The sequence below is a fragment of the Kitasatospora sp. NPDC056273 genome (assembly GCF_042268845.1).
GTDB lineage: Bacteria > Actinomycetota > Actinomycetes > Streptomycetales > Streptomycetaceae > Kitasatospora.
Window position 1 is genome coordinate 162,418 of record NZ_JBHJSJ010000012.1, and the last position, 24,784, is coordinate 187,201.

Sequence of the window (24,784 nt, forward strand, 5' to 3'; positions counted from 1 at the left end):
ACCGCATGGTCCGATTTCGCCGGTCTCACATGCTGAGAGGATTTCTGACGGAATATGAGAACGGCGGCGGCAGTCGAACGGACAAGTCCCCTGAATGCAGACGACCGCCACGCTTCGGGACACGGAGGAACCGGCCGTTCTCACCAACTTGCCCAAAACCCTTCTCAACCGCGCCATGATTGGTGTATGACTGCGCAGCTACTGACGTTCGTACTCGCTTCTCTTCTGATCATCGTTGTTCCGGGCCCCGACCTGGTGCTCCTGCTGCGGAACGCGGCACGGGGCGGCCGCCGGGGCGCGGCCGCGACCGCGATGGGCATCATGCTCGGCAACGCGGTCCTCGCCGGCGCGGCCGTCGCGGGCCTGACCGCGCTGCTCACGGGCTCCGAAGTGCTCTACACCGCCGTGCGGATCGCCGGCGCCCTGTACCTCGCCTACCTGGGCATCCGGTCCCTGATCGACTTCATCCGCCTCGGCCGACGCGAGGACGGAGCTGACGACGCGACGGCCGCGCAGCCCGCCGGCCACGGCCGTGGCGGCGGTGGCGGGGCGCCGGACAGCGGGGCGGACTTCCGCCAGGGCCTGCTGAGCAATCTGCTCAACCCGAAGGTCGCCGCCTTCTACCTCTCCCTCTTCCCGCAGTTCCAGCTGCCCGGCATGTCCGAGCTCTCCCAGCACGTGCTCCTGGCCGGGCTGTTCTGGCTGCTGGCCCTGGCCTGGTACGTCGTGGTGGTCGCGGTCCTGGGCGCGATCCAGCGCGTCCTGCTGCGGCGCAAGGTGCAACGGGGGCTGTCGGGGGTGGCCGGGGTGGCGCTGCTCGGGCTCGGGGCTGCGGTGGGGGCCCGTCAGTAGCGCGTTCCCGACTCCGGCGAGGCGACGGGGGCGGCCCCGGCGGGGGGCGCTCCGGTCGCCTCGGGGGCGCGGTCGGTGAGTCCGGTGACGCGCAGGGTGATGTTGAGGCGGCCCCGGGCGGGGCCGACGGCGGGGTCGCCGGTGCCGGGGAGGATCTTCGGCACGGCGTGGTACGCGAGGCGGGAGGGGCCGCCGAAGACGAGCAGGTCGCCGGAGGCGAGGGTCAGGTCGGTCCAGGGCCGGTTGCGGGTACGGGTGTTGCCGAAGCGGAAGAGGCAGGTGTCGCCGATGCTGAGGGAGACCACCGGGGCGAGGGAGCGCTCGTCCTTGTCCTGGTGCATGCCGAGCCGGGCGTCGGCGTCGTAGAAGTTGACCAGCGCGGCGTCGGGTTCGTAGCCGGCGCCCTGGCCGGGGTCCTGGTAGGCGTCGGCCACCGCCCGGCGGCCGAGGTCGGCGAGCCAGTCGGGGAGGCGGGCGACGCGGCGGCCGTTCACGTCGTCGGCGGTGCGGGTGTAGGCGTAGGGCTGCCAGTGCCAGCCCAGGCACACGGTCTGTACGGACATGACGCCGCCGCGCGGCAGCCGGGTGTGCCGGATCGGGACGGGCCCGGTGGCCCAGGCGCGGCAGGCGGCGACGAGGTCGCGCTGCCGGTCGGGGGTGAGCCAGCCGGGCAGGTGGACGGCGCCCGGCGCGATCTCGCGGCGCTCGTAGCCGGCGGGCGGCGGGCCGAACAGGGCGGGGGTGGTCGTCACGCGGCGGCGCCCGGGGTGGCAGGCGGGAAGGAGTCGGTCCAGCCGGAGGCGACGCGCCAGGTGCCGCCGTCCGCGCCCGCGCCGCGTACGCCGTCCAGGACGCCGGGCCCGGCGAGCGCGGCGGCGACCGGCTCGGCGAGGGACGCGAAGCCGAAGGTGCGGTCCGGGCGCCAGGGGGTGCTGTGGCGCAGGCGTCGGGCGAGTTGGGCCCAGCCGAGCGGGGCGGCGGCGATGACGAGGGCGTCGGGCTCGGGGGCGGTGAGGCGGTGGGCGGGCCGCAGCCAGGAGGCGGCCTGTTCGGGCCAGTCGACGACGGCCAGGACGGCGTGGCCGGCGGCCTGCCAGGCGTCGGCGAAGGCGGCGGCCGCCGCGCGGGAGGCGTCGTCGCGGCTGTGGCCGATCGCGACGCCGTGCGGGGCCGGGCGGCGGTGGTCGGCGAGCAGGCGCAGCAGGGCCGCGAGTTCGGGGGCGGTGTGGGGGGCGGGTGCGGGGAGGTCGCCGTAGGCGGTCGGCCCGGGTTCGGGGAGGAGCGGGGAGCGGTCGGGTGCGGGGCGGGGGTTCACGGGGTGCGGTCCTTCCGGCGGGTCTTCCACTGCCGGTACTTCTCGGGCAGGCACACCGAACAGGGCCGGTAGGCGGCAGCGATCGCGGTGGCCTCGTCGGCGAAGAAGACGCGGTGGCGCACGTAGCCGCCGGCGGCGATGGTGCGCAGGGCGGAGGGACAGTCGAGGCGGCCGTAGAGGCGGCCCCGGCGGTGGCCGCCGAGGGTGCCGGGCGTGGTGCTGGAGTAGGGGCGGTTGTCGGGTCCGGTCAGGGTGTAGCGGCGGGACGGGACCGGGGCGGTGCCGACAGTGGGCGCAGCGGTGTCGGCGGCGGGCCCGGGTGTGCCGGTGGCGGCCATGGCGGCGGGGCCTCAGGCGTCGTGGAAGACGAGGCCGAGGGTGTGGCGGCGGCCGCTGCGCACGGTGCTGACGCCGTGCCGGACGGGGCCGGCACGGTGGCCGCGGGCCGAGGGGACGGGGCGGTCGCGGGTGGTGAAGACCAGGCCGTGGCCCTGGGGGACGACGGTGGCGGTACCGCGGGACTGGGCGCGGGGGCGCTGTTCGACGAGGAGGAACTCGCCGCCGGTGTAGTCGGTGCCGTGGGCGTCGAGGCCGATGACCACCTGGAGGGGGAAGACGAGGTCGCCGAAGACGTCGCGGTGCAGGGCGTTCCAGTCGCCGGGGCCGTAGCGCAGCAGGATCTGGGAGCTCTTGTCCTGGCCGGCGGCGTGGCACATGGCGGTCCACTCGGCGAGGGTGTCGGGCCAGGGGGCGGGGCGGCGGAGCTTGTCTGCCCAGGTGCGGGCGACGGTGAGCAGGTGGGGGTAGAGGGCCTCGCGCAGGACGGCGACGGGTTCGGGCAGGTCGTGGGTGAAGTAGCGGTACTGGCCGGAGCCGAAGCGGTGGCGGGCCATGTCGACGGTGGTGCGGAACAGTTCGGGCCGGTCGTAGAGCGCGGCGAGCTCCCGGCACTGGGCGGGGTCGAACAGGCGGGGCGTCGGGGCGCAGCCGTGGGTGTCGAGTTCGGCGGTCAGGGCGGTCCAGTCGGCGGTGTCGAGGGCGCGGACGGCGGCCTGGACGCTGCCGGCGGCGGTGTCGGGGACGGTCTCGGGGGCGAGGGTGTTCACGGGGTGTCCTGGTGGTGAGCGGGCGGGCGCGCGGTCAGCGGGCGTTGTGGAAGATCACGCCGAGCGTGGTGCGGCGCCCGGACTCGACGGCGTTGGTGCCGTGGCGCATCGGGTGGCGCCGGTAGCCGCGGCTGCCCTGGACGGGGCGGTGCTGGACGGGGAAGACCAGGGCCTGGCCGAGGCGCGGCCGCACCACGATCGCGCGGGACTGCGAGCGGGGCCGCTGTTCGACGAAGACGTTCTCCCCTCCGGTGAAGTCCTCGCCGGGCCGTTCCAGCATGATCGTGGCCTGCAGCGGGAAGACGAGGTCGCCGTAGACGTCCTGGTGCAGGCAGGCGTGGTCGCCCGGACCGTAGCGCAGGACCAGCGGGGTGGGACGGTGCTGGCCCGCGGCGGCGCACTCGGCGTGCAGCTCGGCGAGGGTGAGGGGGAAGGTCCGCTCGCCCAGCCGCGCCGCCCACTGGTTGGCGATCCGCGCCAGCGGCGGGTACAGCCGCTCCCGCAGCGCGTCCAGGACCGGTACGGCGGCCGGGTCGGCGTAGTACCGGTAGGTGCCGCGGCCGAAGCCGTAGCGCTGCATCACCACGGTGGAGCGGAACAGGCCGTCGTCGTCGAAGGTGTCGGCGAGCTCCCGGCACTGGGCGGGCGACAGCAGGGGCCCGGTGAGTGCCACCCCGTCCCGGTCCAGCTGCTCCCGCACGTCCTGCCAGTCGACCGGGGCGAGCGCGGGCAGGGCGGCCGGGCCCGGGGAGGCCGGGCCCGGCGCGGGTGCCGCGGTGGCCTGCGCGACGGTGTCGGGTTCGGCGGTGGCAGCTTCGGCAACGGCGAAGAGGGCGTCGTTCACGGGGAGGTCCTTCGACGGGCGGGGACGAGCAGGCGCACGGGCCGCGGGAAGGCGGGCCGTGGCCGGCGTACGGTCGGGCTGTCCCGATCGTCACCCGTGGAAGGGTCCGTGTGCTGGCGGCATTCGGACGTCGCGTCGGGCGCCGCGTCCGAGGTCGGACGGGTCCGCCGTCAGGACGTGCGGGAGCTGGTGGGCGCCAGGTCCGCGACCAGCAGCGCCAGCAGGTCCGCCGGCGCCTCGATGAAGCGGTAGTGGCCTCCTTCCAGGAGTTCGAAGGTGGTGTCGCCGCAGGCCGGCCAGCCGGTCATCAGAGACGGCTCGATGCCCGTGTCCTCGGTCCAGCCGATGGCGGTGACCGGGCACGGCAGCCGGACCGGCTCGGCCACGTGGTAGCGCTTGTTCATGTCGACGTCGTTGCGCAGCACGCCGAGGTAGAGCGCGAGCAGGCTCGGTTCCAGCGTGCCGCCCAACTCCGCGACGAGCCCGCGCAGTTCGTCGGCCAGCTCGTCGTCGTTCATGCCGAGGAAGCGGCCGTAGGGGCCGTCCTGCGGCGCGACCTCGGAGGAGACGAACAGCCGGGTCGGGGCGGGGCAGCCCCGCTGGACCAGCCGTACGGCGGTCTCGTAGGCCGCCAGCGCGGAGCCGCAGTGGCCGAACAGGGCGTAGGGCCGGTCCAGGTAGGGGCGCAGCGCCTCGCAGAGGTCGTCGGCCAGCGCCTGGTAGGTGGTGTGGGCGGGCTCGCGCATCCGGTTCTCCCGGCCGGGCAGTTGCACGGGGCAGACCTCGACGCCGTCGACCGAGGACGGCCACTGGCGGTACATGCTGGCACCGCAGCCGGAGTAGGGCAGGCAGAACAGCCGCGCCGGCGCCACCGGCGACGGCTCGCGCAGGAACCACTTGTTGCGGGTACGGGCCGGAGGAGCGTCCACTGATGACCTTCCGTGTGGGGTTTCTTGTCGGGTTCGGCTGCGGTGAGAGTGTCGGGCCCTACCGGGTCCGCGCGGTGACCGGCAGGTGGGTGAAGCCCGCGATGACGTTCGAGCGCATCCGCCGCGGCGCCCCGGCGAGCTCGAAGTCGGTGAACCGGCCGAGCAGTTCGGCGAACAGGATCCGCAGCGCGACCCGTGCGACGGTGTGGCCGATGCAGTAGTGCGCGCCGACGCCGAAGGCGATGTGCTTGTTGGGCCGCCGTCGGATGTCGAAGGTGTACGGGTCGGCGAACACGGTCTCGTCGCGGTTGGCCGAGGCCAGCCAGACGACGACCGCGTCCCCCGCGGGGATCGGCACGCCCCGGACCTCGACGTCGCGGGTGGTGTGGCGCATGAAGTGCTGGGTGGGCGAGGCCCAGCGCAGGGCCTCCTCCACGCCGCTGCCGAGCAGCTCCGGGTGGGCCGCCCAGTCGTCCAGGACCGGGGTGCCGGCCAGTTCGGCCATCGCCGCGATCGGCGGCTGGGCGGTGGTGACGGTCGCACCGAGCAGCAGGCTGTAGCAGTTGGAGACGATCTCGCCCGGCGACAGCCGGCGTCCGTCCAGTTCCATGGTGAGCAGCACGCTGACCAGGTCGTCGCCCGGTGCGCGCCGGCGCTCGGTGACGAGGTCCTGGAAGTAGGCGAACAGTTCGCGGTGGGCGGTCACCAGGGTGGCCTGGGGCCCGTCGGCGAGCTGGAACTCGGGGTCGTCCGCGGCGATGCAGGCGTGGGCGAGCCGGACCAGCCGCGGCCAGTCCTGTTGCGGCAGCGCCATCATGGTGCCGATGACCGCCATCGGCAGGGTGGCCATGGCGGCGGCGAAGTCGTACGGGCCGCCGTCGGCCAGCGGCCGGAGCAGATCGACGACGACCCGGCGGATGGCCTCCCGGTCGTTCTCCACCGTCTTGATCGACAGGGCCTGCTGGAGCGGGCCGCGCAGGTGGGCGTGCCGGGGCGGGTCGGTCGCGGCCATCTGGCGGCCGCCGGCGGGGTCGCCCTTGCCGAGGAGGTTGAGCAGGGTGCCCTGTTCGGAGGTGAACGTGGCGTGGTCGCGCAGGACCCGGTTGGCCTCGGCGTGGCCGACGATCGACCAGTAGCCGATGTCGCCGACCGGTTGCCAGCTCACCGGTGCCTCGCGGCGCAGCCGTCGCCACGCCTCGTGCGCCCCGCCCGCGTGGTAGAGGTCGGGGTCGATCAGGTCGACCGGCCGCGGGGCGAGGACCGGGCAGCGCGCGGTCGGGGGGACCGTCGTCATCGGGGCCGCTCCTCCCCCGCCGCGTCGGCCGGGCCGCCTGGCGCATCGGCCCGGCCGTCCGGGCCCGCCGTCCCCAGCCGCTCGATGAGGGCCGTCGCCAGCTCGGCGACGGTCGGCGACATGTAGAGGGTCTGCGCGGGGAGGTCCACGTCGAACTCGCGCTGGGTGGCGACCAGGAGGTCCGTGGCCAGCAGGGAGTGCCCGCCGAGGTCGAAGAAGTCGTCGTCGACGCCGACCGGTTCGATGCCGAGGACGTCGCCCCACAGGTCGGCCAGTCGGGTCTGCACCTCGGTGACGGGCGGGACGAACTCGTTGGGCACGTTGCGCGGGACCCGGGTGGCGGTGGGCAGGGCCCGGCGGTCGATCTTGCCGTTGCGGTTCACCGGCAGCTCGGGACGGACCAGGATCGCCCAGGGGATCAGGTAGTCCGGCAGGCTCTCCCGCAGGTCGTGGCGCAGCCGCCGCCCGAGGTCGGCGTTGCCCTCCGGGCCGGGTTCCGCGGGCACGACGTAGGCCAGCAGCCGGGTGCCGCCCGCCGGGTCGGGCTGCGGCAGCACGACCGCGTGCCGCACCCCGGGGAGCCGTTCCAACTCGACCTCGACGGCGCGCGGTTCGGCGCGGTAGCCCTGGACCTTGACCTGGTCGTCCGCGCGTCCGACGAACTCCAGCGTGCCGTCCGGCAGCCAGCGCACGAGGTCGCCGGTCCGGTACATCCGGGCGCCGGGCTCGGTGCCGAACGGGTCGGGCAGGAACCGTTCGGCGGTCGCGGCCGGGCGGCCCAGGTAGCCGCGGGCCAGGCCCGCCCCGGCGACGTACAGCTCCCCGCACTCGCCGACGGGCACCGGCCTGAGGTCCTCGTCGAGCACGGCGACCCTGGTGCCGCTGATCGGGCGGCCGATCGGCACGCTCCGCAGCTCGGGGAGGGTGCTGCTGGTCCAGCAGGTCGTGTACGTGGTGTTCTCGGTCGGCCCGTAGCCGTTGGTGAAGAGCAGCTCCGGGTGGCGGGCCAGGAGGTGCTGGACGTGGCCGGGCGAGGCCACGTCGCCCCCGGTGAGGACGTGCCGGACGTCGGCGAACGCCTCCGGGTGGGAGCTCACCATCTGGTGGAGGAGCCCGGTGGTCAGCAGCAGGACCGTCACGCGCTCGGCGCGGACGACGCGCGCCACGTGCTCCAGGGTGATGGCGACCGGGGGGAAGAGGACCAGCCGGCAGCCGTTGACGAGCGGGGTCCAGATCTCGAAGGTGGAGGCGTCGAACGCGACCGGCGCGAGGTGGAAGAACACGTCCTCGGCGCGGACGTCCACCCAGTCCGCGCCCCGGACGAGCCGGTCGACCGCCCGGTGGGGCACGCCGACGCCCTTGGGCTCGCCGGTGGAGCCGGAGGTGTAGCTGACGTAGGCGAGCCGGTCCGGGTCGCCGGGGCGGGCCGGGGCCGCCGGGGCGGTGGCCGGCTCCTGCGCCGGGCCGCCCTCCGTCACCGTGACGACGGTGCCGGGCAGCCGCTCCCGCAGCTCGGGCCCCGCGGCCTCCTCGGTGATCACCATGGCCGCGCCGGCGTCCTCGAGCAGCAGCGCGTGGCGGGCGGCCGGGTCGTCCGGTTCGAGCCCGAGGTACGCCCCGCCCGCGATGAGGACGGCGAGCAGCGCCACGATCAGCTCCGGCGACCGCGGCACCAGCACGCCGACGACGCCCTCCGGCGCCAGTCCGGCGGCCCGCAGCCGCCCGGCGAGCCGGTTGGCGCGGTCGTCGAGCTGCCGGTAGGTCAGGGTCCGTCCGTCGCAGGTGACGGCGGGCGCGTGCGGGGCCCGCACGGCCTGTTCGGCGACCAGCTCGTGGATCGCCCGGGCGTCGAACGGTGGCCGTCCGCTGCCGACGAACGCCGGGATGTCGGAGGTGAGGACCGTCTGGGTCAACTGCTTCCCGCTTTCCTGTGCTGAAGTGTCCCCGTCGGGGGTGAACGCGCGACCGCGAGGGCGGTCGCCGCCGGTGCCGCTGTGGTTGCGGTTGTGGCTGTGCCTCAGACCGCCGGCACGTGGAAGAAGGTGTCGCGCGCGGCGATGCGGCCCTGCGGCGTCATCCGGAAGAAGTCCGCGAACCGCAGCTCGACCTCGCCGCCGTCGTGCAGCACGCCGCGGAACAGGCCGTGCACCGCCACCTCGTCGCCGGTGGTGACCACGGTGGCCAGGGTGTGGGTGCCGGAGCGGATCACCCGCTGGTCGCGGTAGAAGCGTTCCAGTTCGGCGTGCCCGACCATGGGCGGGTACCCGGGGCGGTGGTAGCGGGCGTCGGGGGTGAACAGGGCGACCAGCGCGGGCACGTCGCCGGCGTCGACCAGCTCGTAGTACCGGCGGACCTGGGACTCCGCCGGCGCTACGGCGGTCGGTGCTTCCGGTGTCGCGGGCGGTGCCGGGGTGTCGTCGGGCTGGGAGGGGGTGTGGACCATGCCGAAGGTGCTTCCTGTGATCGCCCTCAGGGGCTCAGGGTCGGGTACGGGGTGAGAGGACCGGTACGGCCGCGGCGTCCGGGGCCTCCTCCAGGGCTTCGACCAGGCGCGCCGGGGTGGGCGCCTGGAACAGGGCGCCGAGGGTGAGGTCCCGGCCGAACCGCACCCGCACCCGGTTGACCAGCCGGGTCGCGAGCAGGGAGTTGCCGCCGAGCGCGAAGAAGCCGTCGTCGACGCCCACCTCGGGCCGGCCGAGCACCTCGGCGAACAGCGCGCACATCGTCCGCTCCGCCGGGGTGCGCGGCCCGGGCCCGGACGGTGCCGGCTCGGGGTCCGGGACGGGCAGCGCGGCCCGGTCGATCTTCCCCCTGGGCGTCAGGGGGAAGGCGTCGAGCACGACGATCGCCGAGGGCACCATGTAGTCCGGCAGCGCCGCGGCGGCGTGCTCCCGCACCGAGGCCGGGTCGAGCGCTGGGTCTGGCCCCGGGGCCCCGGCCGGGACGACGTAGCCGATCAGACGCCGGCCGGAGGAGGCGCCCGGGCCGGCGACCACGGTCGCCTGGGCGACGGCGGGGTGCCCGGCCAGGACCGCCTCGATCTCGCCGAGTTCGATGCGGAAGCCGTGGAGCTTGACCTGTTCGTCCGCGCGGCCGAGGAACTCCAGCTCCCCCTCGGCGTTCCAGCGGACCACGTCGCCCGTGCGGTACATCCGCTCGCCCGGTTCGCCGAACGGGCACGGCACGAACTGGGCGGCCGTCCGGCGGGGGTCGTTCAGGTACCCGCGCGCCACGCCCGCACCGGCGACGTACAGCACGCCGGCCACCCCCGGCGGCACCGGGGACAGCGCCTCGTCCAGGACGTACACCCGCCGGTTGTCCACCGGCCGGCCGAGGGGGACGACGTCGGGCACGGCGTGGCCGGGGCGGAGCACCCGGCGGGTGGTGAACGTGGTGGCCTCGGTCGGGCCGTACCCGGCGACCACCACGGAGTCCGGGCAGCGGTCCAGGACGCGCCGCACCGCGTCGGCCGGCACGATGTCGCCGCCGGTCCACACCTGGCCGACCCCGGCCAGCGTGCCGGGGGACTCCTCGGCGAACACCCGGAACAGCCCGGCCGTCAGCCAGAGCGCGCCGACCCGGTGGTCGACGATCTGCCGGTGGAGGTCCGCGAGCGCCAGCTCGCCGGGCGGGGCCACGACCACCCGGCCGCCGTTGAGCAGCGGCACCCACCACTCGTAGGTCGAGGCGTCGAAGGCGTGCGGGGAGTGCGCGAGGACGCGCGGGCCGTCCTCCTCGCGCCAACAGCCTTGCGCGGTCAGGCTGATGACGTTGCGGTGGCTCAGGGCCACGCCCTTCGGCGTGCCCGTGGAGCCCGAGGTGTACAGGACGCACGCCAGGTGGTCCGGGCGCAGCGGCACGACGGGGTCGGTGGCCGGCTGGTCGGCGAGGCCGGGGTGGGCATCGACGACGACCCCGGGGGTACCGAGGGACGGCGCGTGCTCCCGGGTGGCCCGGTGGGTGAGCAGCACCGCCGCCCCGGTGTCGTCCAGGACGCGGCGCAGGCGGGCCGTCGGCGCCCGGGTGTCCAGCGGTACGTAGGCGCCGCCGGCCTTGGTGACCGCCAGGACCGCCACCACCACGTCGACGGAGCGTTCCATGAGCACGGCCACCGTGCTGTCGCAGCGGACGCCGAGGGCGATGAGCCGGTGGGCCAGCCGGTTGGCCCGGGCGTTCAACTCGGCGTAGGACAGGGTGGTTTCGCCGCACACCACGGCGGGCGCCTCGGGCCTGCGCGCGACCTCGGCCGCGAAGGCCGACGGCACCGTCGGGTGCGGCAGGGGCCGCGTGGTGCGGTTGGCGGCCACGACGGTCCGGTGCCGTTCCCCGGGGGTGAGGAGGTCGGGCCGGCCGATCGGCCGGTCCGGGTCGGCGGCCACCGCGTCCAGGAAGCGGCGGAACCGCTGCTGGTGGGCGGTGAGTTCGGCCTCGGTGTAGAGCGCGGGGTTGGCGTCGAGGTCGAGCCGGGGCTCGGTGCCGTCGGAGCGGTCGTAGACGGAGAAGGAGAGGTCCTCGACCGGCCCGTTGGACAGGTTGTGCACGGTGGCCCGGACGCCCGCGAAGTCCAGGTGGTAGTAGAAGGACATGATGTTGACGACGGGCCCGAACAGGACCCGCTCCGACCGGGCCGGGTCCAGTTCCCTGCGCAGGTCCTCGCTGCGGTGGCGCTGGTGCCCGCGCTGGGCGGCGACCTCCTCGGCCACCTGTCGCGCGAGCACGGACAGGCTCTGCTCGGGGTGGACGCGCAGCCGCAGCGGCACCACGTTCGCCACCATGCCGGGGACGGCCGGCGCGGCGGAGCCGGCGCGCCCGGTCACCGGCATGCTGAGCACGACGTCCCGTTCGCCGCTGAGGCGGTGGAGGTACGCGGCGACCGCGGCGGTGAAGGCGGTGGGCCAGCTCGCCCCGGCGGGTCGCGCGGCCCGCCGCAGCGCGGCCAGGGTGGGCGCGTCTAGGCTGCCGGTGCGGCGCAGGAAGCCGTCCGAGGCGGGCGCCGAGCGGCTGGCGAGGCTGACCGGGTCCGGCCGTCCGGCCAGCCGGGCCGCCCAGAACTCCCGGTCCCGCTCGGGCTGTTCGGAGGCGTGGTAGGCGGCGTCGTGCGCCAGCAGGACGCTCAGCGGCCCGAAGGCCGGCCCCGCCCCGGCCCGGCCCCCGACCAGTCCGGTGTAGGTCTTGGCGACGCGGCGCGCGATGAGCGACATGCTGAAGCCGTCGACCACGATGTGGTGGACGCGCTGGTACCAGAGGAAGCGGTCCGGCGCGACGGTGAACAGGGCCTGGCGGAACAGCGGGTCCCGGGTGAGCCCGAGCGGGGTGGACAGGTCGGCGCGCATCCAGCGCTCGGCCTCCCCCAGCGGGTCCGGTGTCGAGGTGAGGTCGACGTGGTGCATCGTCCAGTCGGGCAATGGGGTGACGACCTGCCGGGGGCCGTCGGCGCCGTCGGTGAGGCGGACGCGCAGGGACTCGGTCTCGTCCACCACGCGCCGTACGGCCGTCTCGAACAGCTCCGGGTCGATCGGCCCGGGGATGTCCACGTACTCGCCGGTGTTGTAGGCGGGGCTGCCGGGGCGCAGGTGGTGGGCGAACCAGATGCCGGACTGCGCCGACGACAGCGGCAACTCGTGTCGGTCGCTCATCCGAGCTCCTCCAGGACGGCCGACAGCGTGTCGGCGAAGGGGGCGACGTGCGGCGGCGACAGCATGTCGTGGTGGTTGCCGGGGACCTCGACCACGCTCAACGCCCCCCGGGTGCGGTCCCGCCACCGGGCGGGGACCACGACCGGGCCGCCGAGTTCGGGGTGGGTCTCGGCGCTGGTGAACAGGTGGATCGGTGTCCGCAGCCGTGCCGTCGACCGGTAGCGCCGGGCGGCGGCGCCGTTGGCGGTGAACACCCGCGCCATGCGCCGCAGTTGTTCGGTGCGCACCCCCTCGGGAAGGTGCTCGCGGCCGTCCGCGTCGTGGAGCAGCAGGGCGAGGGCGGCCTCCTCGTCGAGCTCGTGGAGGTCCCCGCCTTCCCTGTCGGCGGCTTCACCGGTGGACGCGGGCGCTCCGACGTCGATGATCCCGAGGAACCCCGGGGGGTTCCCCTGCTCCTCCAGCAGGCGGGCCAGCTCGAAGGCGACCAGCCCGCCGAAGGACCAGCCGGCCAGCAGGTACGGGCCGTCGGGCAGGACGGACCGCAGCTCCCGCAGGTAGCGCCGCGCCTGCTCCTCGACGGTGGCCAGGGGCGGCTCGTCGGTGTTGTAGCCGACGGCCTCCAGACCGTAGACGGGCCGGCCGCCCAGAGGGGATTCGGCGAGCCGCTCGGTGAGCTGTCCGGCCAGGTGGAGGAAGGAGCACACGTCGCCGCTCTGCGGGTGCACCAGGATCAGCGGCGCCCGGCGGCGGTCCCCCTCGGCCAGCGGAACGACCAGTCGGCGCAGGGCCCGCGCCGCGTTGGGCAGTTCCGCGCACAGCCCCTCGACGGTGGGGTGGCGGAACACCGTGTTCAGCGGCACGGTCACCCCCCACTCCCGCCGGACGGCCTCCACCAGCTCGACCGCCCTCAGGGAGTGCCCGCCCAGCGCGAAGAAGTCGTCCCGGACGCCGACCCGCGGGGTGCCCAGCACGCGCTCCCAGATCCTGGCCATCAGGAGTTCCGGCAGGTCCCGTGGCGGGAGCGCACCGGCCCCGTGGTCGTGGCGGGCGGGCTCGGGCAGGGCCGCGCGGTCCACCTTGCCGTTGGTGGTCAGGGGGATCCGGTCGAGCGCGGTCAGCGTCGTGGGCACCATGAACTCGGGCAGGGTCTCGCGCAGGGAGCGCCGCACGGCCGCCAGGTCACCCGGTCGGTCCTGCCACACCAGGTAGCCGGCCAGTTCGGCGTCCGTCCCGCCGCCGCGCACCGTCACCGCGGCCCTGGCGACGCCGGGCTGCGCGCACAGCGCGGCCTCGATCTCGCCCAGCTCGATGCGGTACCCGCGGATCTTCACCTGCTCGTCGGTGCGGCCGAGGAAGACCAGGCTGCCGTCCGGCAGGTACCGCGCCAGGTCGCCGGTCCGGTACAGCCGGCCGCCGTCCGCGCCGAACGGGTCGGGCACGAAGCGCTCGGCGGTCAGCCCCGGCCGGTTGGCGTACCCGCGGGTGACGCCGACCCCGCCGATGTGGATCTCCCCCGGGACGCCGACGGGCACCGGGGCGCCGGCCGGGTCCAGCAGGTAGATCCGGAGGTTGCCGAGCGGCCGGCCGATCGGCACGGACCCGCCCGGCCGGGCCAGGTCCCGGTCGGCGTCCACCCGCCGGGTGACGCAGCCGACGGACGCCTCGGTGGGACCGTAGCCGTTCCACAGCGTGGAGACCCGGTCGAGGAGCCGCCGGGCCAGGGCGGGCTGGAGCGGTTCGCCCACGCAGATCGCCTGGAACCGGCCGCCCTGCCAGCCGCCGTCCAGCAGCAGGAGCCAGGTGGCCGGGGTGGCCATGAGCGTGGTGACGCCGAACTCGCGCATCATCTCCGTCAGGCGCGGGCCGTCGACCGCGACCTCCGACGGGGCGATCACCACGCTCGCGCCCCAGGCCAGCGGCATGAGCACCTGGGGGACGATGACGTCGAAGGAGATCGAGGCCACCGAGGCGACGACGTCGGACCCGTCGAGGTCCAGCTGGCGGCCGCGGACCACCAGGTAGTTGACCACGCCCTCGTGCGGGACCAGCACGGCCTTGGGGCGGCCGGTCGAACCGGAGGTGTAGATCGAGTACGCCAGGTCGGCGGGCGTCGCGAGCGGCGGCAGCCGGTCCTCGGGCAGGGCCGCGACGAGCGGGGCCTCGGCGTCGAGCCACACCGTCTCGGCGCCGTGCTCCGGCAGCCGGTCGGCCAGGGAGCGCCGGGTGAGCAGCAGCGGCACGTCGGCGTCGGCGAGCATGAACGACATCCGCTGGGCCGGGAGGTCCGGGTCCAGCGGCAGGTAGGCGGCGCCCGACTTGAGGACGGCCAGCAGGGCCACGACCAGCTCCGCCGAGCGCGGCAGGCAGACGCCGACCAGGCGTTCCGGCCGGGCTCCCCGGGCTCGCAGGTGTCGGGCCAACCGGTTGGCCCGGCCTTCGAGTTCCCGGTAGGTCAGTCGCTCGCTTCCGCAGCGGACCGCCACCGCGTCGGGGGTCAGCCGGGCCCGCTCCTCCACCAGCTCGTGCACGCAGCGGTCGGCGGGGAAGGGTTCGTCGGTGGCGTTGGCGGCCACCAGCAGTGCTTCGCGCTCGGCCTCGGTGAGCAGGTCCAGGCGGGAGACGGGACGGTCGGGGTCGTCGGCCGCGGCGTCCAGCAGCCGGAGGTAGTGGCCGACCAGGCGCTCCACGCTCGCGCGGTCGAACAGGGCGGTGTCGAAGGCCACGGTGCCGGTCGTGCCGGTCGTCCCGCTCGTGCCGGCCGTGCCGTCCGGGCCGCCCGGCCGGTCGGCGATCACCAGGCTGAGGTCGACCTTGGCCGTGCCGTTGTCGACCTCCAGCTGTTCGACCTCCGCCCCGGCCAGCCGGAGCGAGGCGGTCGGGTCGGACAGGCCGGCGACCATCACCTGGAACAGCGGGTTGCGGTCGAGGCCGCGGGCCGGCCGCAGCTCCTGCACCAGCCGCTCGAACGGCACGTCCTGGTGCGCGTAGGCGTCCAGGGCGGTCCGGCGGACCCGGTCGAGCAGCTCGGCGAAGCCCGGGTCGTCCGCGAGGTCGGTGCGCAGGACCACGGTGTTGATGAACGAGCCCACCAGCGGGTCGAGTTCCGGCCGGGTGCGGCCCGCGACCGGCGTGCCGACCGCCACGTCGGACTGCCCGCTGTAGCGGGCCAGCAGGGCCTGGAACCCGGCCAGCAGCGTCATGAACATCGTCGCGCCGTGCCGCCGGCCCAGCAGCCGCAGCCGCTCGGCCAGTTCCTCGGGCACCGTGAAGGTGATCCGCTCGCCCCGGCCCGTACGGACCGGTCCGCGCGGACGGTCGGTGGGCAGGTCCAGCGGCGACAGCCCGGACAACTGTGCTCTCCAGTAGTCCAGTTGGCTCTGCAGGCGGTCGCCGGAGAGCCGGGCCCGCTGCCAGTGGGCGAAGTCCGCGTACTGGATCCGCAAGGGCGGCAGCTCGTGCTCGCGGCCTTCCAGCCGGCTCCGGTACATCGCCGACAGGTCGTCCCACAGCAGCGGCATCGACCAGCCGTCGACCGCGATGTGGTGGACGACCACCACCAGGAGGTGCTCGTCCTCGTCGACCCGCAGCAGCGACGCGCGCAGCAGCGGGGCGGCGGCCAGGTCGAAGGGGCGCAGGATCTCGGAGTGGACGAGGTCGAGGGCGAGTTCCGTCCGGCGTTCCGCGGGCTCGGTCCGGAGGTCCGTGACGGGCAGGTCAACCGGCCGGGCCGGCTCCACCGAGGGGACGGGGCGGCCGTCCTCCTCGGGGAAGGCGGTGCGCAGGACTTCATGGCGCCGCACCAGATCGGTGAGGCCGTGGCCGAGGGCGGCCAGGTCCAGCGGGCCGCGCAGCCGGAAGACCTCGTGGACGTTGTACAGCGCGGGGCCGTCGGACAGCCGCTCGATCAGCCACATGCGTTCCTGGGTGAACGACGGCACCCGCGCGCCCTCCGGGCGGGGCGGGACCGCGGCCTCCGGCTCGCCCTCGGCGGCCCTGGCCCGGGCCGCGCGGACGCGTTGGTCGAGCAGGGCGCGTAGGCCGGCCCGCGTGGAAGCGGTCGGATGGCCGGGCTTTTCGGGGCGACTGTGCTGTGCCTTCACGGGTGACGGGCCTTTCCGGCGGGGAGCGGTTCCGCCTCGGCTTCGCCGAGGTCCGCCAGCAGCGCCGCGTCGATGCCGTCGGCGAGTTCGGCGACGGTCGGGTGGTAGAAGAGCAGGACGACCGGCAGTTCGAGGTCGAGCGCCCGGCCGAGCCGGGACATGACCTTCGAGGCGAGCAGCGAATGGCCGCCCAGCTCGAAGAAGTCGCTGTGCACGCCGTCCGGGGTGACTCCGAGCACCTCGGCCCAGGTCTCCAGCACCAGGAGCTCGGTCTCGGTCTCGGCGGCGCCGGCCTGGGAGGCGTCGGGCCGCGGGGCCACGGGGTGCACGGTGGGGGCAGAGAAGCCCACGCGGAGGCCGGGCGGGGTCTGCCAGGCCGAGATCGGCCGTTCGGGAGCGCCGACGAGGTGGTCGAGCAGCGCCGTGAAGCCCTCGGCGAGCTGCCGCACCGTGTCGCGCTCGAAGAGGTCGGCGGCGTAGCGGATGACGCCGGTGAGGCGGTCGCCGAGGTCCGTCAGGGAGACCTCGATGTCGAACTTCGCCACGTCGTTGGGTATCTGATGGCTGCTCACCTCCAGTCCCGGAAGGCCGGACGGGAGCGCGGGCGGATCCTCCAGCTGGAACATGACGGTGACCAGCGGGTGCTGGCCGAGGTCGCGTTCGGGCCGCAGCTCCTGCACCAGCCGCTCGAACGGCACGTCCTGGTGGGCGTAGGCCTCCACCGCGCACCGCCGCACCCGGGCGAGCACGTCGGTGAAGCCGGGGTCGCCGGACAGGTCGGTGCGCAGGACGAGGGTGTTGACGAAGAAGCCGACCAGCGGCTCCACCTCGATCCGGGTCCGCCCGGAGATCGGGGTGCCCACCGTCACGTCGTCCTGTCCCGTGCAGCGCGCGAGCAGGACCTGGAAGGCGGCCAGCAGCGTCATGAACGGCGTCACCTCGTGGGTGCGCCCCAGTGCGCGGATCCGGTCGGCGAGTTCCGCCGGGATCTCGATCTCGACCTGGTCGCCCCGACCGGACCACGCCGCGGGGCGCTCCCGGTCCGTCGGGAGCACCGACGGGACCAGGTCGGCCAGGTGCTCTCGCCAGTAGTCGAGTTGGCCTTGCAGCGCGGTTCCGGCCAGGTGGTTCCGCTGCCAGTGCGCGAAGTCGGCGTACTGGACGGGCAGGTCCGGCAGGGCGATCGGCCGGCCGTCGACGGCGGCGCCGTACCCGGCGGAGAACTCCTGCCACAGCACCGGCAGCGACCAGCCGTCGCAGGCGATGTGATGGATCACCAGGACCAGCAGGTGGTCGTCGGGGGCGACGCGGATCAGTCGGGCCCGCAGCATCGGGGCGGCGCCGAGGTCGAAGGGGGCCGCCAGGTCGGCGGCCACCAGTTCCCGGGCCCGCTGCCAGGCCTGTTCCGCCGGGGTGTGCGCCAGGTCGGTGATCGTCGGCACGAAGGTCCCGACCGGCTCCGTGACGTGGCACGGGCCGTCCTCGGAGTCGACGATCCGGCCGCGCAACACCTCGTGGCGCCGCACGACGTCGGTCAGCGCCCGGACGAGCGCCTCCTGGTCCAGCCGGCCACGCAGGCGGACCGCGGTCGGGACGTTGTGGTCCGGCAGGCCCGGCCGCAGCCGGTCGAGGAACCACAGCCGTTGCTGGGCGAAGGACAACTGGGTCGGAGCGTGCGCGCTCCGATCGGAGCCAGGCATGACGGATCCACCTTTCACGGCGATCGGGAGCGCTAAAGCACCCCGGAAATCCCCTCGCCGATTCGCTTCTTCGCGAACAGTACGGCGGATACTAGGCAGCTCCCGTCTCACTCCGCAAGACAGAGAAGGGGGTCGAAGGCATCAGGACAATCTTTACGCCAGACCCCGCTAATCCTTATGTAGATTGAACACGCTCGACGGCTAGCATCCGCGCGCCCGACCGCTACACCCTCCCTGACGTGCCGTCATGGTGCAGATCGAGCACACCACTTCCGTGGACGAGCGCCACGTGATAATTCTTCTTTCGCCGGGAAGGCGGCCGGACGGGCCCCTTTCGTGTCGGCCCTTCATTGTTCCGAAAAAGATCGGTGAACCCGTTGCATGAACTCATCCGTTGTCCATAGAGCCCACCCCGTTGCATGAACTCGGAGAAGTCATGATGCAGCAGCCAAGCCTGGTGGGTTCATTCGTCTCGCACGCCACCGACCACCCCGGTGATCCGGCCCTGGTGTGGCACGGGGAGGAGACGACCTACCGCGAACTCCACCGGGCGGCGGAGCGGGAGCGCCTGCGGATCGCCCGGCTCGCCCCGGACGGCGACGAGCCGATCGGCATCCCGGCCGCCAAGTCGCCCTCGACGATCGCCCTGGTGCTCGCCTGCCTGCTGGAAGGGCGGCGCTTCCTGCTGCTGCCGGCGCCCGTACCGGAGGGCGGGACCGCCCCCGCGCCGGCCGAGCGGGCCGGCATCCGGCACGTCCTCTCGCCGGAGGACCCCGGTCCGGACGCCGGGGAGCGGTCGGCCGAACCGAAGCCGCCGCGCGCCACGGAACCCGCCGACGTCTCCTTCATGTTCACCACCTCCGGTTCCACCGGGCGGCCGAAGATCGTGCCGCTGAGCACGGGCGCGGTGGACCGCTTCACCACCTGGGCCGGCGAGCGGTTCGGCATCCGTCGGGGAACGACGGTCCTCAACTACGCGCCGCTCACCTTCGACCTGTGCCTGCTGGACATCTGGGCCACGCTCAAGCACGGCGGCCGCGTCGTCCTGGTCGATCCGGCCCGGGCCACCCAGCCGGGCCACCTGCTGGACCTGCTCTCCCGCCACGAGGTCCAACTCGTGCAGGCGGTACCGATGTTCTACCAACTGCTGGTCGACGCGACCGCGCAGAGCGGCCGCCGGCTCGACACCGTCGAGCACGTCGTCTTCACCGGCGACAGCCTGCCCGCCCGCTGCCTGGCCGAGCTGCCGCGCCTGTTCCCCGGCGCCCGGCTCCACAACGTCTACGGCTGCACCGAGACCAACGACAGCTTCCTGCACGAGGTCGACGGCACCGAGCCGCCGGACGGCCCGGTGCCGATCGGGCGCCCGCTGCCCGGGGTCCACGCGGTGATCGTCGGCGCCGACGGCGGGATCGTGACCGGGCCGGGCACCGGCGAACTCCACGTCGCGACGCCCTTCCAGACCGACGGCTACCTGGACCGGGCCCAGGACGCCGGCAGGTTCGCGACCCACCACCACGACGGGGAGACCCGGCGCTACTTCCGCAGCGGCGACCTCGTCCGGCGCGACGAGGACGGCCGCGTCACCCTGGAAGGCCGCAACGACCACCAGGTCAAGGTCCGCGGCACCCGGGTCAACACCCACGAGGTCGAACAGGTGCTGCTCGACCACCCCGAGGTCGTCGAGGCGGCCGTGGTGGCCGTACCCGACCCGGTGGCCGGCCGCCTGCTGCGCGGCCTGGTCCGCCGCGCCCCGGACAGCCGGCTGAACTCGCTGGCGCTGCGCCGGCACTGCGCGCAGCGCCTCCCGCTCACCGCCGTCCCCTCGACCCTGCGGATCGTGGACGACCCGCTGCCCAGGACGTCCACCGGAAAGATCGACCGCGCGCCCGTCGAGCGCGCCTGCTCCCCCTCCCAGCCCACCGAAGGAACGGCCACGTGAACCACGCCGCGGTAGTCACCCAGTTCATCATCGAGGAGTTCCTGCCCGACGTCGGCCCGAACGAGTTGGACGCCGACTACGACCTCGTGGACGGCGGGGTCATCGACAGCCTCGGCCTGCTCAAGACGATCGCCTGGCTGGAGGACCGCTTCGACGTGCGCGTCGAGGAGTTCGACCTCGACCCGGACAGCTTCCGCTCCGTCGGCTCGATCAGCAGGTTCATCGACCAGGCCCAGCCGCAGCGGACGGACGCCCTCTAGTCATGCACGAGGTGCTGCGAGCGCTGATCCGCCGGGACCGCGCCGTCGACCAGGAGCTGTGGGGGTCCTTCTGGGACCAGCTGCGGGACGGCGCCCTGCGGCCCGGCGAGACGGTGGCGCTGCTGTCCTCGCTGTCCACCCGGATGCCCGACCGGGACACGCTGGTCGCGATGCTCCGCTCGCTGGACGATCGACGGCCGGCCGTCACCGCGCGGCTGGACGGCACGGCCAACATCGTCGGCACCGGAGGCGGGCCGGCCACGTTCAACATCTCCACCGCGGCGGCGTTCCTTGCCGCGGCCCTGGGCGTCCGCGTCGTCAAGACGGGCTCCCGCGCCTACACGAGCACCTGCGGCTCCCACGACCTGCTCGACCGCCTCGGTATCGGACGGACCACCTCGTACGAGCGGACCGAGGAGCGGCTGGAACGCTTCGGCATCGCCTTCCCGGGGACCTTCGTCTACCCCCGGGAGGTGGCGCTGCTGGCCCGGAGCATCGTGCCGATGGACCTGCGGATGATCGGCGGGTTCATCAACTCCGTCGGGCCCTTCCTGGCCGCGGTGCCGGTCTCCGCCCAGCTCGTCGGCGTCTCGGACCGTTCGCTGCTGCCGGCGCTGGGCCAGGTCGCCGCCACCGTCACCGACCGGAGGATCTGGCTCTGCTCCAACGAGCTGGGCGTCGACGAGCTCGTCGGCTCCGTCGACAACGTCCTCCTCCCCAATGACGGCACCGACCCGATCCACCTGCCGGCCGAGGCTCCCGCGAGCGCGACCGACGCGATCGCCGAACTGCGGCCGGCCGCTGGAGGAGAGGACGTGGTCGAGCACTTCCTCGGCGTGCTCTCCGGGGCGGGGACGGCGCTCGCCACCCGGACCGTCTGCCTGAACGCCGCCGCACTGGCCGTCGCGAGCGGGCTGATCGACGGGTGGCCGGAGGCGATCCGGGCGGCCGAGGACGCCCTGCGCGGCGGCGCCGCCCGCGACCTCGTCGACCGCCTCCGCACCCGACCGGCGCGTGCGCGGTGAGCGGGTTCTTCGCCCGCCGGCCACCGGACCGGCCCGGCCTCGCCGTGTTCCTCAACGCCGGAGACCCCCCGCTGCCCGTCCTGGCCGACGTGATGCGGATGCTCGACGACTGCCGGGTGGACTGCCTGGAGCTGGCGGTGCCCTTTCCGAACTCGGTCACCGACGGGCCCGTCATCCGCCGCTCGGCGCAGCGGGCCCTGGCCGACGGCGTCGGACTCGACGAGGTGCTCGACTTCCTCGCCGGGGTCCTGCCCGGGCTGCGCCACCTGCGGGTGGCCCTGCTGGCCGACTGGAGCCACACGGTCAGGGCCCCGACCGTGCCCGGCTTCGTCCGGCGGGTCGCCGACGCGGGCGTCCACGGGCTGCTGGTCCACGGACTGCCGCCACGGCTGCGGGCCGACTGCCTCGACGCGGTGCGCGAGGCCGGGCTGCCCCTGGTCGCCACCTGCTACGCCGCATCGTCGCCCGAGGTGCGGGCCGCGGCCGCCGACTGCGCCACCGCGTACCTGTACCTGGTGGCCCACTACGGCCGCAGCGGCGGCGGGCTCACCGCCGACCACCGGGAACTGGCCGCCGCGCTGGCCGCGCTGCGGCCGAGGACCACCGCACCGATCGCCGTCGGGTTCGGCGTCCGCTCCCGGGCGGACATCGACCTGCTGCACGGCCTCGGCGCCGACGCCGCGGTCGTGGGCAGCGCCGGGGTCGCCCGGATCGAGCACGCCCTCGCCGAAGGGGCCGACGTGGTCGAGGAGTTCCACACCTTCATCCAGACCGTTTCGCCGTACTCACCAAGCCGCCAGGAGGCACACCGATGATCGTCCGACACCTTGCCGACGTGAAGACCGTGGACTGGGGCAACGGGCTCAGCCGCCGGTTCCTGCTCGAGTCCGACGGCCTCGGCTACACGATGACGGACACCACCGTCCGGGCCGGCACCAAGTCGCGGCTGGAGTACCGCCGCCACCTGGAGGCCTGCTACTGCATCGAGGGGAAGGGCGAGGTCGTGGACACCGACGGCACCTCCCACCCGCTGGAGCCGGGCACGCTGTACGCGCTCGACCGCAACGACGCCCACTTCCTGATCGCGAGCCCGGAGGAGGACCTCCGCCTGGTGTGCGTGTTCTCGCCCGCGCTGCGCGGCGACGAGCGCCACAACCTGGACTCGGCCGACTTCTCCGAGTACTGACAGGGACGGACAGATGATCAGGTGGAACGCCGACCAGCTCGCCCTGGGCGAGGGGATCGCCCAGTGGTGCGAGGAGCTCAGCTCCGGCCATCTCGAAGGGGACGCCGAAGGCGCCTTCCCGTGGGACAAGTGGAAGCTGATCCAGAGGTCCGGGATCCTCGGCCTGCCGTTCGACGAGCAGTGGGGCGGGCTGGGCCAGGACCTGCTCACCACGATGCACGTGCTCGAACGGCTCGGCACCGGGTGCCGTGACGGCGGACTGAACTTCTCGGTCGCCACCCACCTGGTCGGCGTCGGGGTCCCGCTGCAACGGTTCGGCTCGCCGGAGCTCAAGGCGCGCCACCTGCCGGGGATCTGCTCGGGAGAGACGATCGGCGCGCACGCGATCAGCGAGACCGAGAGCGGCTCCGACGCGCTGGCGATGAGGACCACGGCCACCCGCGAGGGCGACGACTTCGTCCTGCGGGGCGGCAAGTCCTTCATCACCAACGGCCCGGTGGCCGACGTGTTCGTGGTGTACGCGCGCACCCACCCGAGCAGCGGCCCGCTCAGCATCACCGCCTTCGTCGTGGAGCGGGACACCCCGGGGCTCGTCATCGGGCCGCCCGTCGCCACCATGGGGCTGCGGACCGCGCCGCTGAGCGAACTGCACTTCGACGACTGCCGGATCCCCGCGTCCGCCGTGATCGGCCGGGTCGGCTCCGGGTTCCTGGTCCTGGACCACGTGATGAAGTGGGAGATCCTCTGCTCCTTCGTCATCAGCACCGGGCAGATGCGCCACCGGCTCGACCGCTGCGTCGAGTACGCCAAGGAACGCGTCCAGTTCGGCAGTCCGATCGGCTCGTACCAGTCGATCTCCCACAAGCTCGTGGAGATGAGCATCGGCCTGGACACCGCACGGAAGTGGCTCTACGACACGGCCGTCCGGCTGACGCAGGGCGAGAACGTCACGAGGGACATCGCCGTCAGCAAGCTCCTCGCCAGCGAGAGCAACCTCTCCTCCGCCCTGGCCGCCGTGCAGATCTTCGGCGGCAGCGGCTACCTGGCCGAGTACGGGCTGGAGAAGGACCTGCGCGACGCGGTCGCCGGCCCGATCTACTCGGGCACGTCGGAGATCCAGCGCAACCGCGTCGCCGCCATGTTGGGGCTGTGACGCCCGATGCTGCTCAAGATCTGCGGAGCCGCCTCGGCCGAGGACGTGGCCTCGCTCGACCGGGCCGGAGCCGACCTCGTCGGCCTGTGGCACGGCGTCCCGAGGGGTCACGCGAATCTGACGCTCAGTCAACTGACCGTGCTCGCCGACGCCGTACACCGGACGGCACGACTGCACCCGATCCTCGTGACCTTCCTCAACGACGCCGAGGCGCTGCGCGCGGCGACGGCCGCGGCCCGGGTGCCGTGGGTCCAACTGCACGGCTACCAGCCGCCGGGCCTGGTCCGCGCGCTGAAGGGCAGCACGGACCTCACCGTGGTCAAGGTGCTGCACCTCGGTGCGGACACCCGCGCGGAGCGGTCCCTGATCCCGGCGTACGAACGGGCGGGAACGGACCTCTTCCTGCTGGACGCGGTGGCCGGGGACGGCCGGATCGGCAGCACCGGGCAACCGGCCGACTGCGCGGCCGTCCTCGGGATCGCGGACCGCCTCTCGCGCCCCTTCCTGCTGGCCGGCGGCCTCTCGGCCGACAACCGGGAGGCCTACCGGGCGGTGCTGGACCACCCCCTCTTCCTGGGCATCGACGTGGACACCGCGGCCAGGGACCCCGACGGACGGCTGAGCACCGAGCGGGTCACGGCCGTACGGCGCGGCTGGCGGGTGCCGGACGGCGCCGGGGCGGCCGGGAGGCCCGGATGACGGCCGCGTTCATCGAGGCGCTGCTGGACGCCCGCCGACCGGTGATCATGGAGCTCAAGCGCCAGGACGCCACCGGAACCGACCTGTTCGGCGATAGGTCGGCCGCCCGGCTGGTCGCCGACTACCAGGAGGTCGGCGCCCCCTGCCTGTCCGTGGTGACCGGGCGGTGGTTCGGCGGCACCCCGGAACTGCTGCGCGAGGTCGTGGCGGCGACGGACCTGCCCGTGCTGCAGAAGGACTTCATCACCCGCCGGAGCCAACTGCACCAGGCCCGGGAGAGCGGCGCGGCCGCGGTCCTGCTCACCGCCGCGCTGCTGCCGCGCGCCACCCTGGGCCACCTGGTCGAACTCGGCCTGAGCCTGGGCCTGACGCCGTTCGTCGAGGTCGTCACCGAGGAGGAGATCAGCCGTGTGCCACGCGCCGAGGAGTGCGTGATCGCGGTGAACAACAAGGACATCGGCGACCGCGAACGCGGCGCCGGCGACCTCGGGCGGAGCTCGGCGCTCCTGCCCGCGGTGCTGGGCAGCGGCACCCGGTGCCCGGTGAGCGCCGGGGCCGTCCGCTCCCCCGAGGACGCGGCCCGCCTGCTCCAGGAGGGCTTCGCCGGTGTGCTCATCGGGACGGGCCTCCTGCTCGCCCCCAGCCTGCCTGGCTGGCTGGACGGCCTCGACGCCCACCGCGGCACCGCGTCGGCCCTCGCCACGAACCGGCTCCACCCCCAACCATCGACATCCGGAGGTAAC

At 74.1% G+C, this 24,784-nt stretch carries 20 protein-coding genes and 1 pseudogene; 9 read left to right on the forward strand and 12 right to left on the reverse strand.

Going from position 1 to position 24,784, the window contains the following annotated elements; all coding sequences use genetic code 11:
* Positions 1-186: 186 nt before the first annotated feature.
* A complete protein-coding gene (locus ACFCY1_RS13820; protein WP_063780371.1) occupies positions 187-852 on the forward strand; it encodes a LysE family translocator in 666 nt (221 codons plus the stop codon).
* Here the strand turns inward: ACFCY1_RS13820 and ACFCY1_RS13825 are convergent.
* The 12 genes from ACFCY1_RS13825 to ACFCY1_RS13880 all read right to left on the reverse strand — a co-directional run bounded on the left by ACFCY1_RS13825 (position 846) and on the right by ACFCY1_RS13880 (position 17,776).
* Positions 846-1,604 (reverse strand): alpha-ketoglutarate-dependent dioxygenase AlkB, encoded by a 759-nt coding sequence (locus ACFCY1_RS13825; protein ID WP_375874671.1) that lies wholly within the window; start codon positions 1,602-1,604, stop codon positions 846-848. The genes ACFCY1_RS13820 and ACFCY1_RS13825 overlap by 7 nt on opposite strands.
* On the reverse strand, positions 1,601-2,167 hold the full coding sequence (locus ACFCY1_RS13830; RefSeq protein WP_375874672.1) for a hypothetical protein: 567 nt from the start codon (positions 2,165-2,167) through the stop codon (positions 1,601-1,603). The genes ACFCY1_RS13825 and ACFCY1_RS13830 overlap by 4 nt, the downstream gene beginning before the upstream one ends.
* The gene (locus ACFCY1_RS13835; RefSeq protein WP_375874673.1) at positions 2,164-2,505 is read right to left on the reverse strand and encodes a metal-binding protein; all 342 of its coding nucleotides are present in this window, start codon (positions 2,503-2,505) and stop codon (positions 2,164-2,166) included. Before ACFCY1_RS13835 ends, ACFCY1_RS13830 begins: the two co-directional genes overlap by 4 nt.
* Positions 2,506-2,517: 12 nt before the next feature.
* A complete protein-coding gene (locus tag ACFCY1_RS13840) occupies positions 2,518-3,180 on the reverse strand; it encodes a 2OG-Fe(II) oxygenase (RefSeq protein ID WP_375874701.1) in 663 nt (220 codons plus the stop codon).
* Positions 3,181-3,307: 127 nt separating this feature from the next.
* Positions 3,308-4,117 carry a 2OG-Fe(II) oxygenase gene (locus ACFCY1_RS13845; protein WP_234348262.1) on the reverse strand — a complete coding sequence of 270 codons (810 nt, stop codon included), beginning with the start codon at positions 4,115-4,117 and terminating at the stop codon, positions 3,308-3,310.
* 170 nt (positions 4,118-4,287) lie between these two features.
* Positions 4,288-5,046: a thioesterase II family protein gene (locus tag ACFCY1_RS13850; RefSeq protein ID WP_049650334.1), complete on the reverse strand. Its 759-nt coding sequence runs from the start codon at positions 5,044-5,046 to the stop codon at positions 4,288-4,290.
* Between the two features lie 58 nt (positions 5,047-5,104).
* The gene (locus ACFCY1_RS13855; protein WP_049650333.1) at positions 5,105-6,340 is read right to left on the reverse strand and encodes a cytochrome P450; all 1,236 of its coding nucleotides are present in this window, start codon (positions 6,338-6,340) and stop codon (positions 5,105-5,107) included.
* Positions 6,337-8,253 carry an amino acid adenylation domain-containing protein gene (locus ACFCY1_RS13860; protein ID WP_375874674.1) on the reverse strand — a complete coding sequence of 639 codons (1,917 nt, stop codon included), beginning with the start codon at positions 8,251-8,253 and terminating at the stop codon, positions 6,337-6,339. The genes ACFCY1_RS13855 and ACFCY1_RS13860 overlap by 4 nt, the downstream gene beginning before the upstream one ends.
* A 104-nt stretch (positions 8,254-8,357) precedes the next feature.
* The gene (locus ACFCY1_RS13865) at positions 8,358-8,783 is read right to left on the reverse strand and encodes a nuclear transport factor 2 family protein (protein ID WP_375874675.1); all 426 of its coding nucleotides are present in this window, start codon (positions 8,781-8,783) and stop codon (positions 8,358-8,360) included.
* A gap of 34 nt (positions 8,784-8,817) precedes the next feature.
* Positions 8,818-11,976, reverse strand: a complete 3,159-nt coding sequence (locus ACFCY1_RS13870; protein ID WP_375874676.1) for an amino acid adenylation domain-containing protein — start codon at positions 11,974-11,976, stop codon at positions 8,818-8,820.
* Positions 11,973-16,076 (reverse strand): amino acid adenylation domain-containing protein, encoded by a 4,104-nt coding sequence (locus ACFCY1_RS13875; RefSeq protein WP_375874677.1) that lies wholly within the window; start codon positions 16,074-16,076, stop codon positions 11,973-11,975. Before ACFCY1_RS13875 ends, ACFCY1_RS13870 begins: the two co-directional genes overlap by 4 nt.
* Positions 16,073-17,776 (reverse strand): condensation domain-containing protein, encoded by a 1,704-nt coding sequence (locus ACFCY1_RS13880; RefSeq protein WP_375874678.1) that lies wholly within the window; start codon positions 17,774-17,776, stop codon positions 16,073-16,075. The genes ACFCY1_RS13875 and ACFCY1_RS13880 overlap by 4 nt, the downstream gene beginning before the upstream one ends.
* A gap of 436 nt (positions 17,777-18,212) precedes the next feature.
* Here ACFCY1_RS13880 and ACFCY1_RS13885 point away from each other — a divergent pair, with 436 nt between their 5' ends.
* From ACFCY1_RS13885 to ACFCY1_RS13920, 8 genes and pseudogenes are all read left to right on the forward strand, one after another.
* Entirely contained in the window at positions 18,213-19,718 is a 1,506-nt protein-coding gene (locus tag ACFCY1_RS13885; RefSeq protein ID WP_375874679.1) for an AMP-binding protein, read from the forward strand.
* On the forward strand, positions 19,715-19,978 hold the full coding sequence (locus ACFCY1_RS13890; protein ID WP_074005830.1) for a phosphopantetheine-binding protein: 264 nt from the start codon (positions 19,715-19,717) through the stop codon (positions 19,976-19,978). The genes ACFCY1_RS13885 and ACFCY1_RS13890 overlap by 4 nt, the downstream gene beginning before the upstream one ends.
* 2 nt (positions 19,979-19,980) lie before the next feature.
* The gene (locus tag ACFCY1_RS13895; protein WP_375874680.1) at positions 19,981-21,003 is read left to right on the forward strand and encodes an anthranilate phosphoribosyltransferase; all 1,023 of its coding nucleotides are present in this window, start codon (positions 19,981-19,983) and stop codon (positions 21,001-21,003) included.
* A complete protein-coding gene (trpA, locus tag ACFCY1_RS13900; RefSeq protein WP_375874681.1) occupies positions 21,000-21,818 on the forward strand; it encodes a tryptophan synthase subunit alpha in 819 nt (272 codons plus the stop codon). Before ACFCY1_RS13895 ends, trpA begins: the two co-directional genes overlap by 4 nt.
* Positions 21,815-22,189 (forward strand): ectoine synthase, encoded by a 375-nt coding sequence (locus ACFCY1_RS13905; RefSeq protein ID WP_049650325.1) that lies wholly within the window; start codon positions 21,815-21,817, stop codon positions 22,187-22,189. Before trpA ends, ACFCY1_RS13905 begins: the two co-directional genes overlap by 4 nt.
* 13 nt (positions 22,190-22,202) lie before the next feature.
* Positions 22,203-23,342 carry an acyl-CoA dehydrogenase family protein gene (locus tag ACFCY1_RS13910; RefSeq protein ID WP_049650324.1) on the forward strand — a complete coding sequence of 380 codons (1,140 nt, stop codon included), beginning with the start codon at positions 22,203-22,205 and terminating at the stop codon, positions 23,340-23,342.
* A 6-nt stretch (positions 23,343-23,348) separates the two neighbouring features.
* On the forward strand, positions 23,349-24,041 hold the full coding sequence (locus tag ACFCY1_RS13915) for an N-(5'-phosphoribosyl)anthranilate isomerase (RefSeq protein ID WP_375874682.1): 693 nt from the start codon (positions 23,349-23,351) through the stop codon (positions 24,039-24,041).
* Positions 24,042-24,088: 47 nt separating this feature from the next.
* Positions 24,089-24,619, forward strand: a pseudogene (locus ACFCY1_RS13920) (indole-3-glycerol-phosphate synthase); the annotation flags it as partial.
* Positions 24,620-24,784 lie beyond the last annotated feature (165 nt).

Coding starts and splice junctions, on each gene's coding strand:
- ACFCY1_RS13870 (WP_375874676.1), bottom strand. CDS start 11,976: ATGAGCGACCGACACGAGTTGCCGCTGTCGTCGGCGCAGTCCGGCATC.
- ACFCY1_RS13865 (WP_375874675.1), bottom strand. CDS start 8,783: ATGGTCCACACCCCCTCCCAGCCCGACGACACCCCGGCACCGCCCGCG.
- ACFCY1_RS13910 (WP_049650324.1), top strand. CDS start 22,203: ATGATCAGGTGGAACGCCGACCAGCTCGCCCTGGGCGAGGGGATCGCC.
- ACFCY1_RS13820 (WP_063780371.1), top strand. CDS start 187: ATGACTGCGCAGCTACTGACGTTCGTACTCGCTTCTCTTCTGATCATC.
- ACFCY1_RS13880 (WP_375874678.1), bottom strand. CDS start 17,776: ATGCCTGGCTCCGATCGGAGCGCGCACGCTCCGACCCAGTTGTCCTTC.
- ACFCY1_RS13885 (WP_375874679.1), top strand. CDS start 18,213: ATGATGCAGCAGCCAAGCCTGGTGGGTTCATTCGTCTCGCACGCCACC.
- ACFCY1_RS13915 (WP_375874682.1), top strand. CDS start 23,349: ATGCTGCTCAAGATCTGCGGAGCCGCCTCGGCCGAGGACGTGGCCTCG.
- ACFCY1_RS13895 (WP_375874680.1), top strand. CDS start 19,981: ATGCACGAGGTGCTGCGAGCGCTGATCCGCCGGGACCGCGCCGTCGAC.
- ACFCY1_RS13855 (WP_049650333.1), bottom strand. CDS start 6,340: ATGACGACGGTCCCCCCGACCGCGCGCTGCCCGGTCCTCGCCCCGCGG.
- ACFCY1_RS13905 (WP_049650325.1), top strand. CDS start 21,815: ATGATCGTCCGACACCTTGCCGACGTGAAGACCGTGGACTGGGGCAAC.
- ACFCY1_RS13835 (WP_375874673.1), bottom strand. CDS start 2,505: ATGGCCGCCACCGGCACACCCGGGCCCGCCGCCGACACCGCTGCGCCC.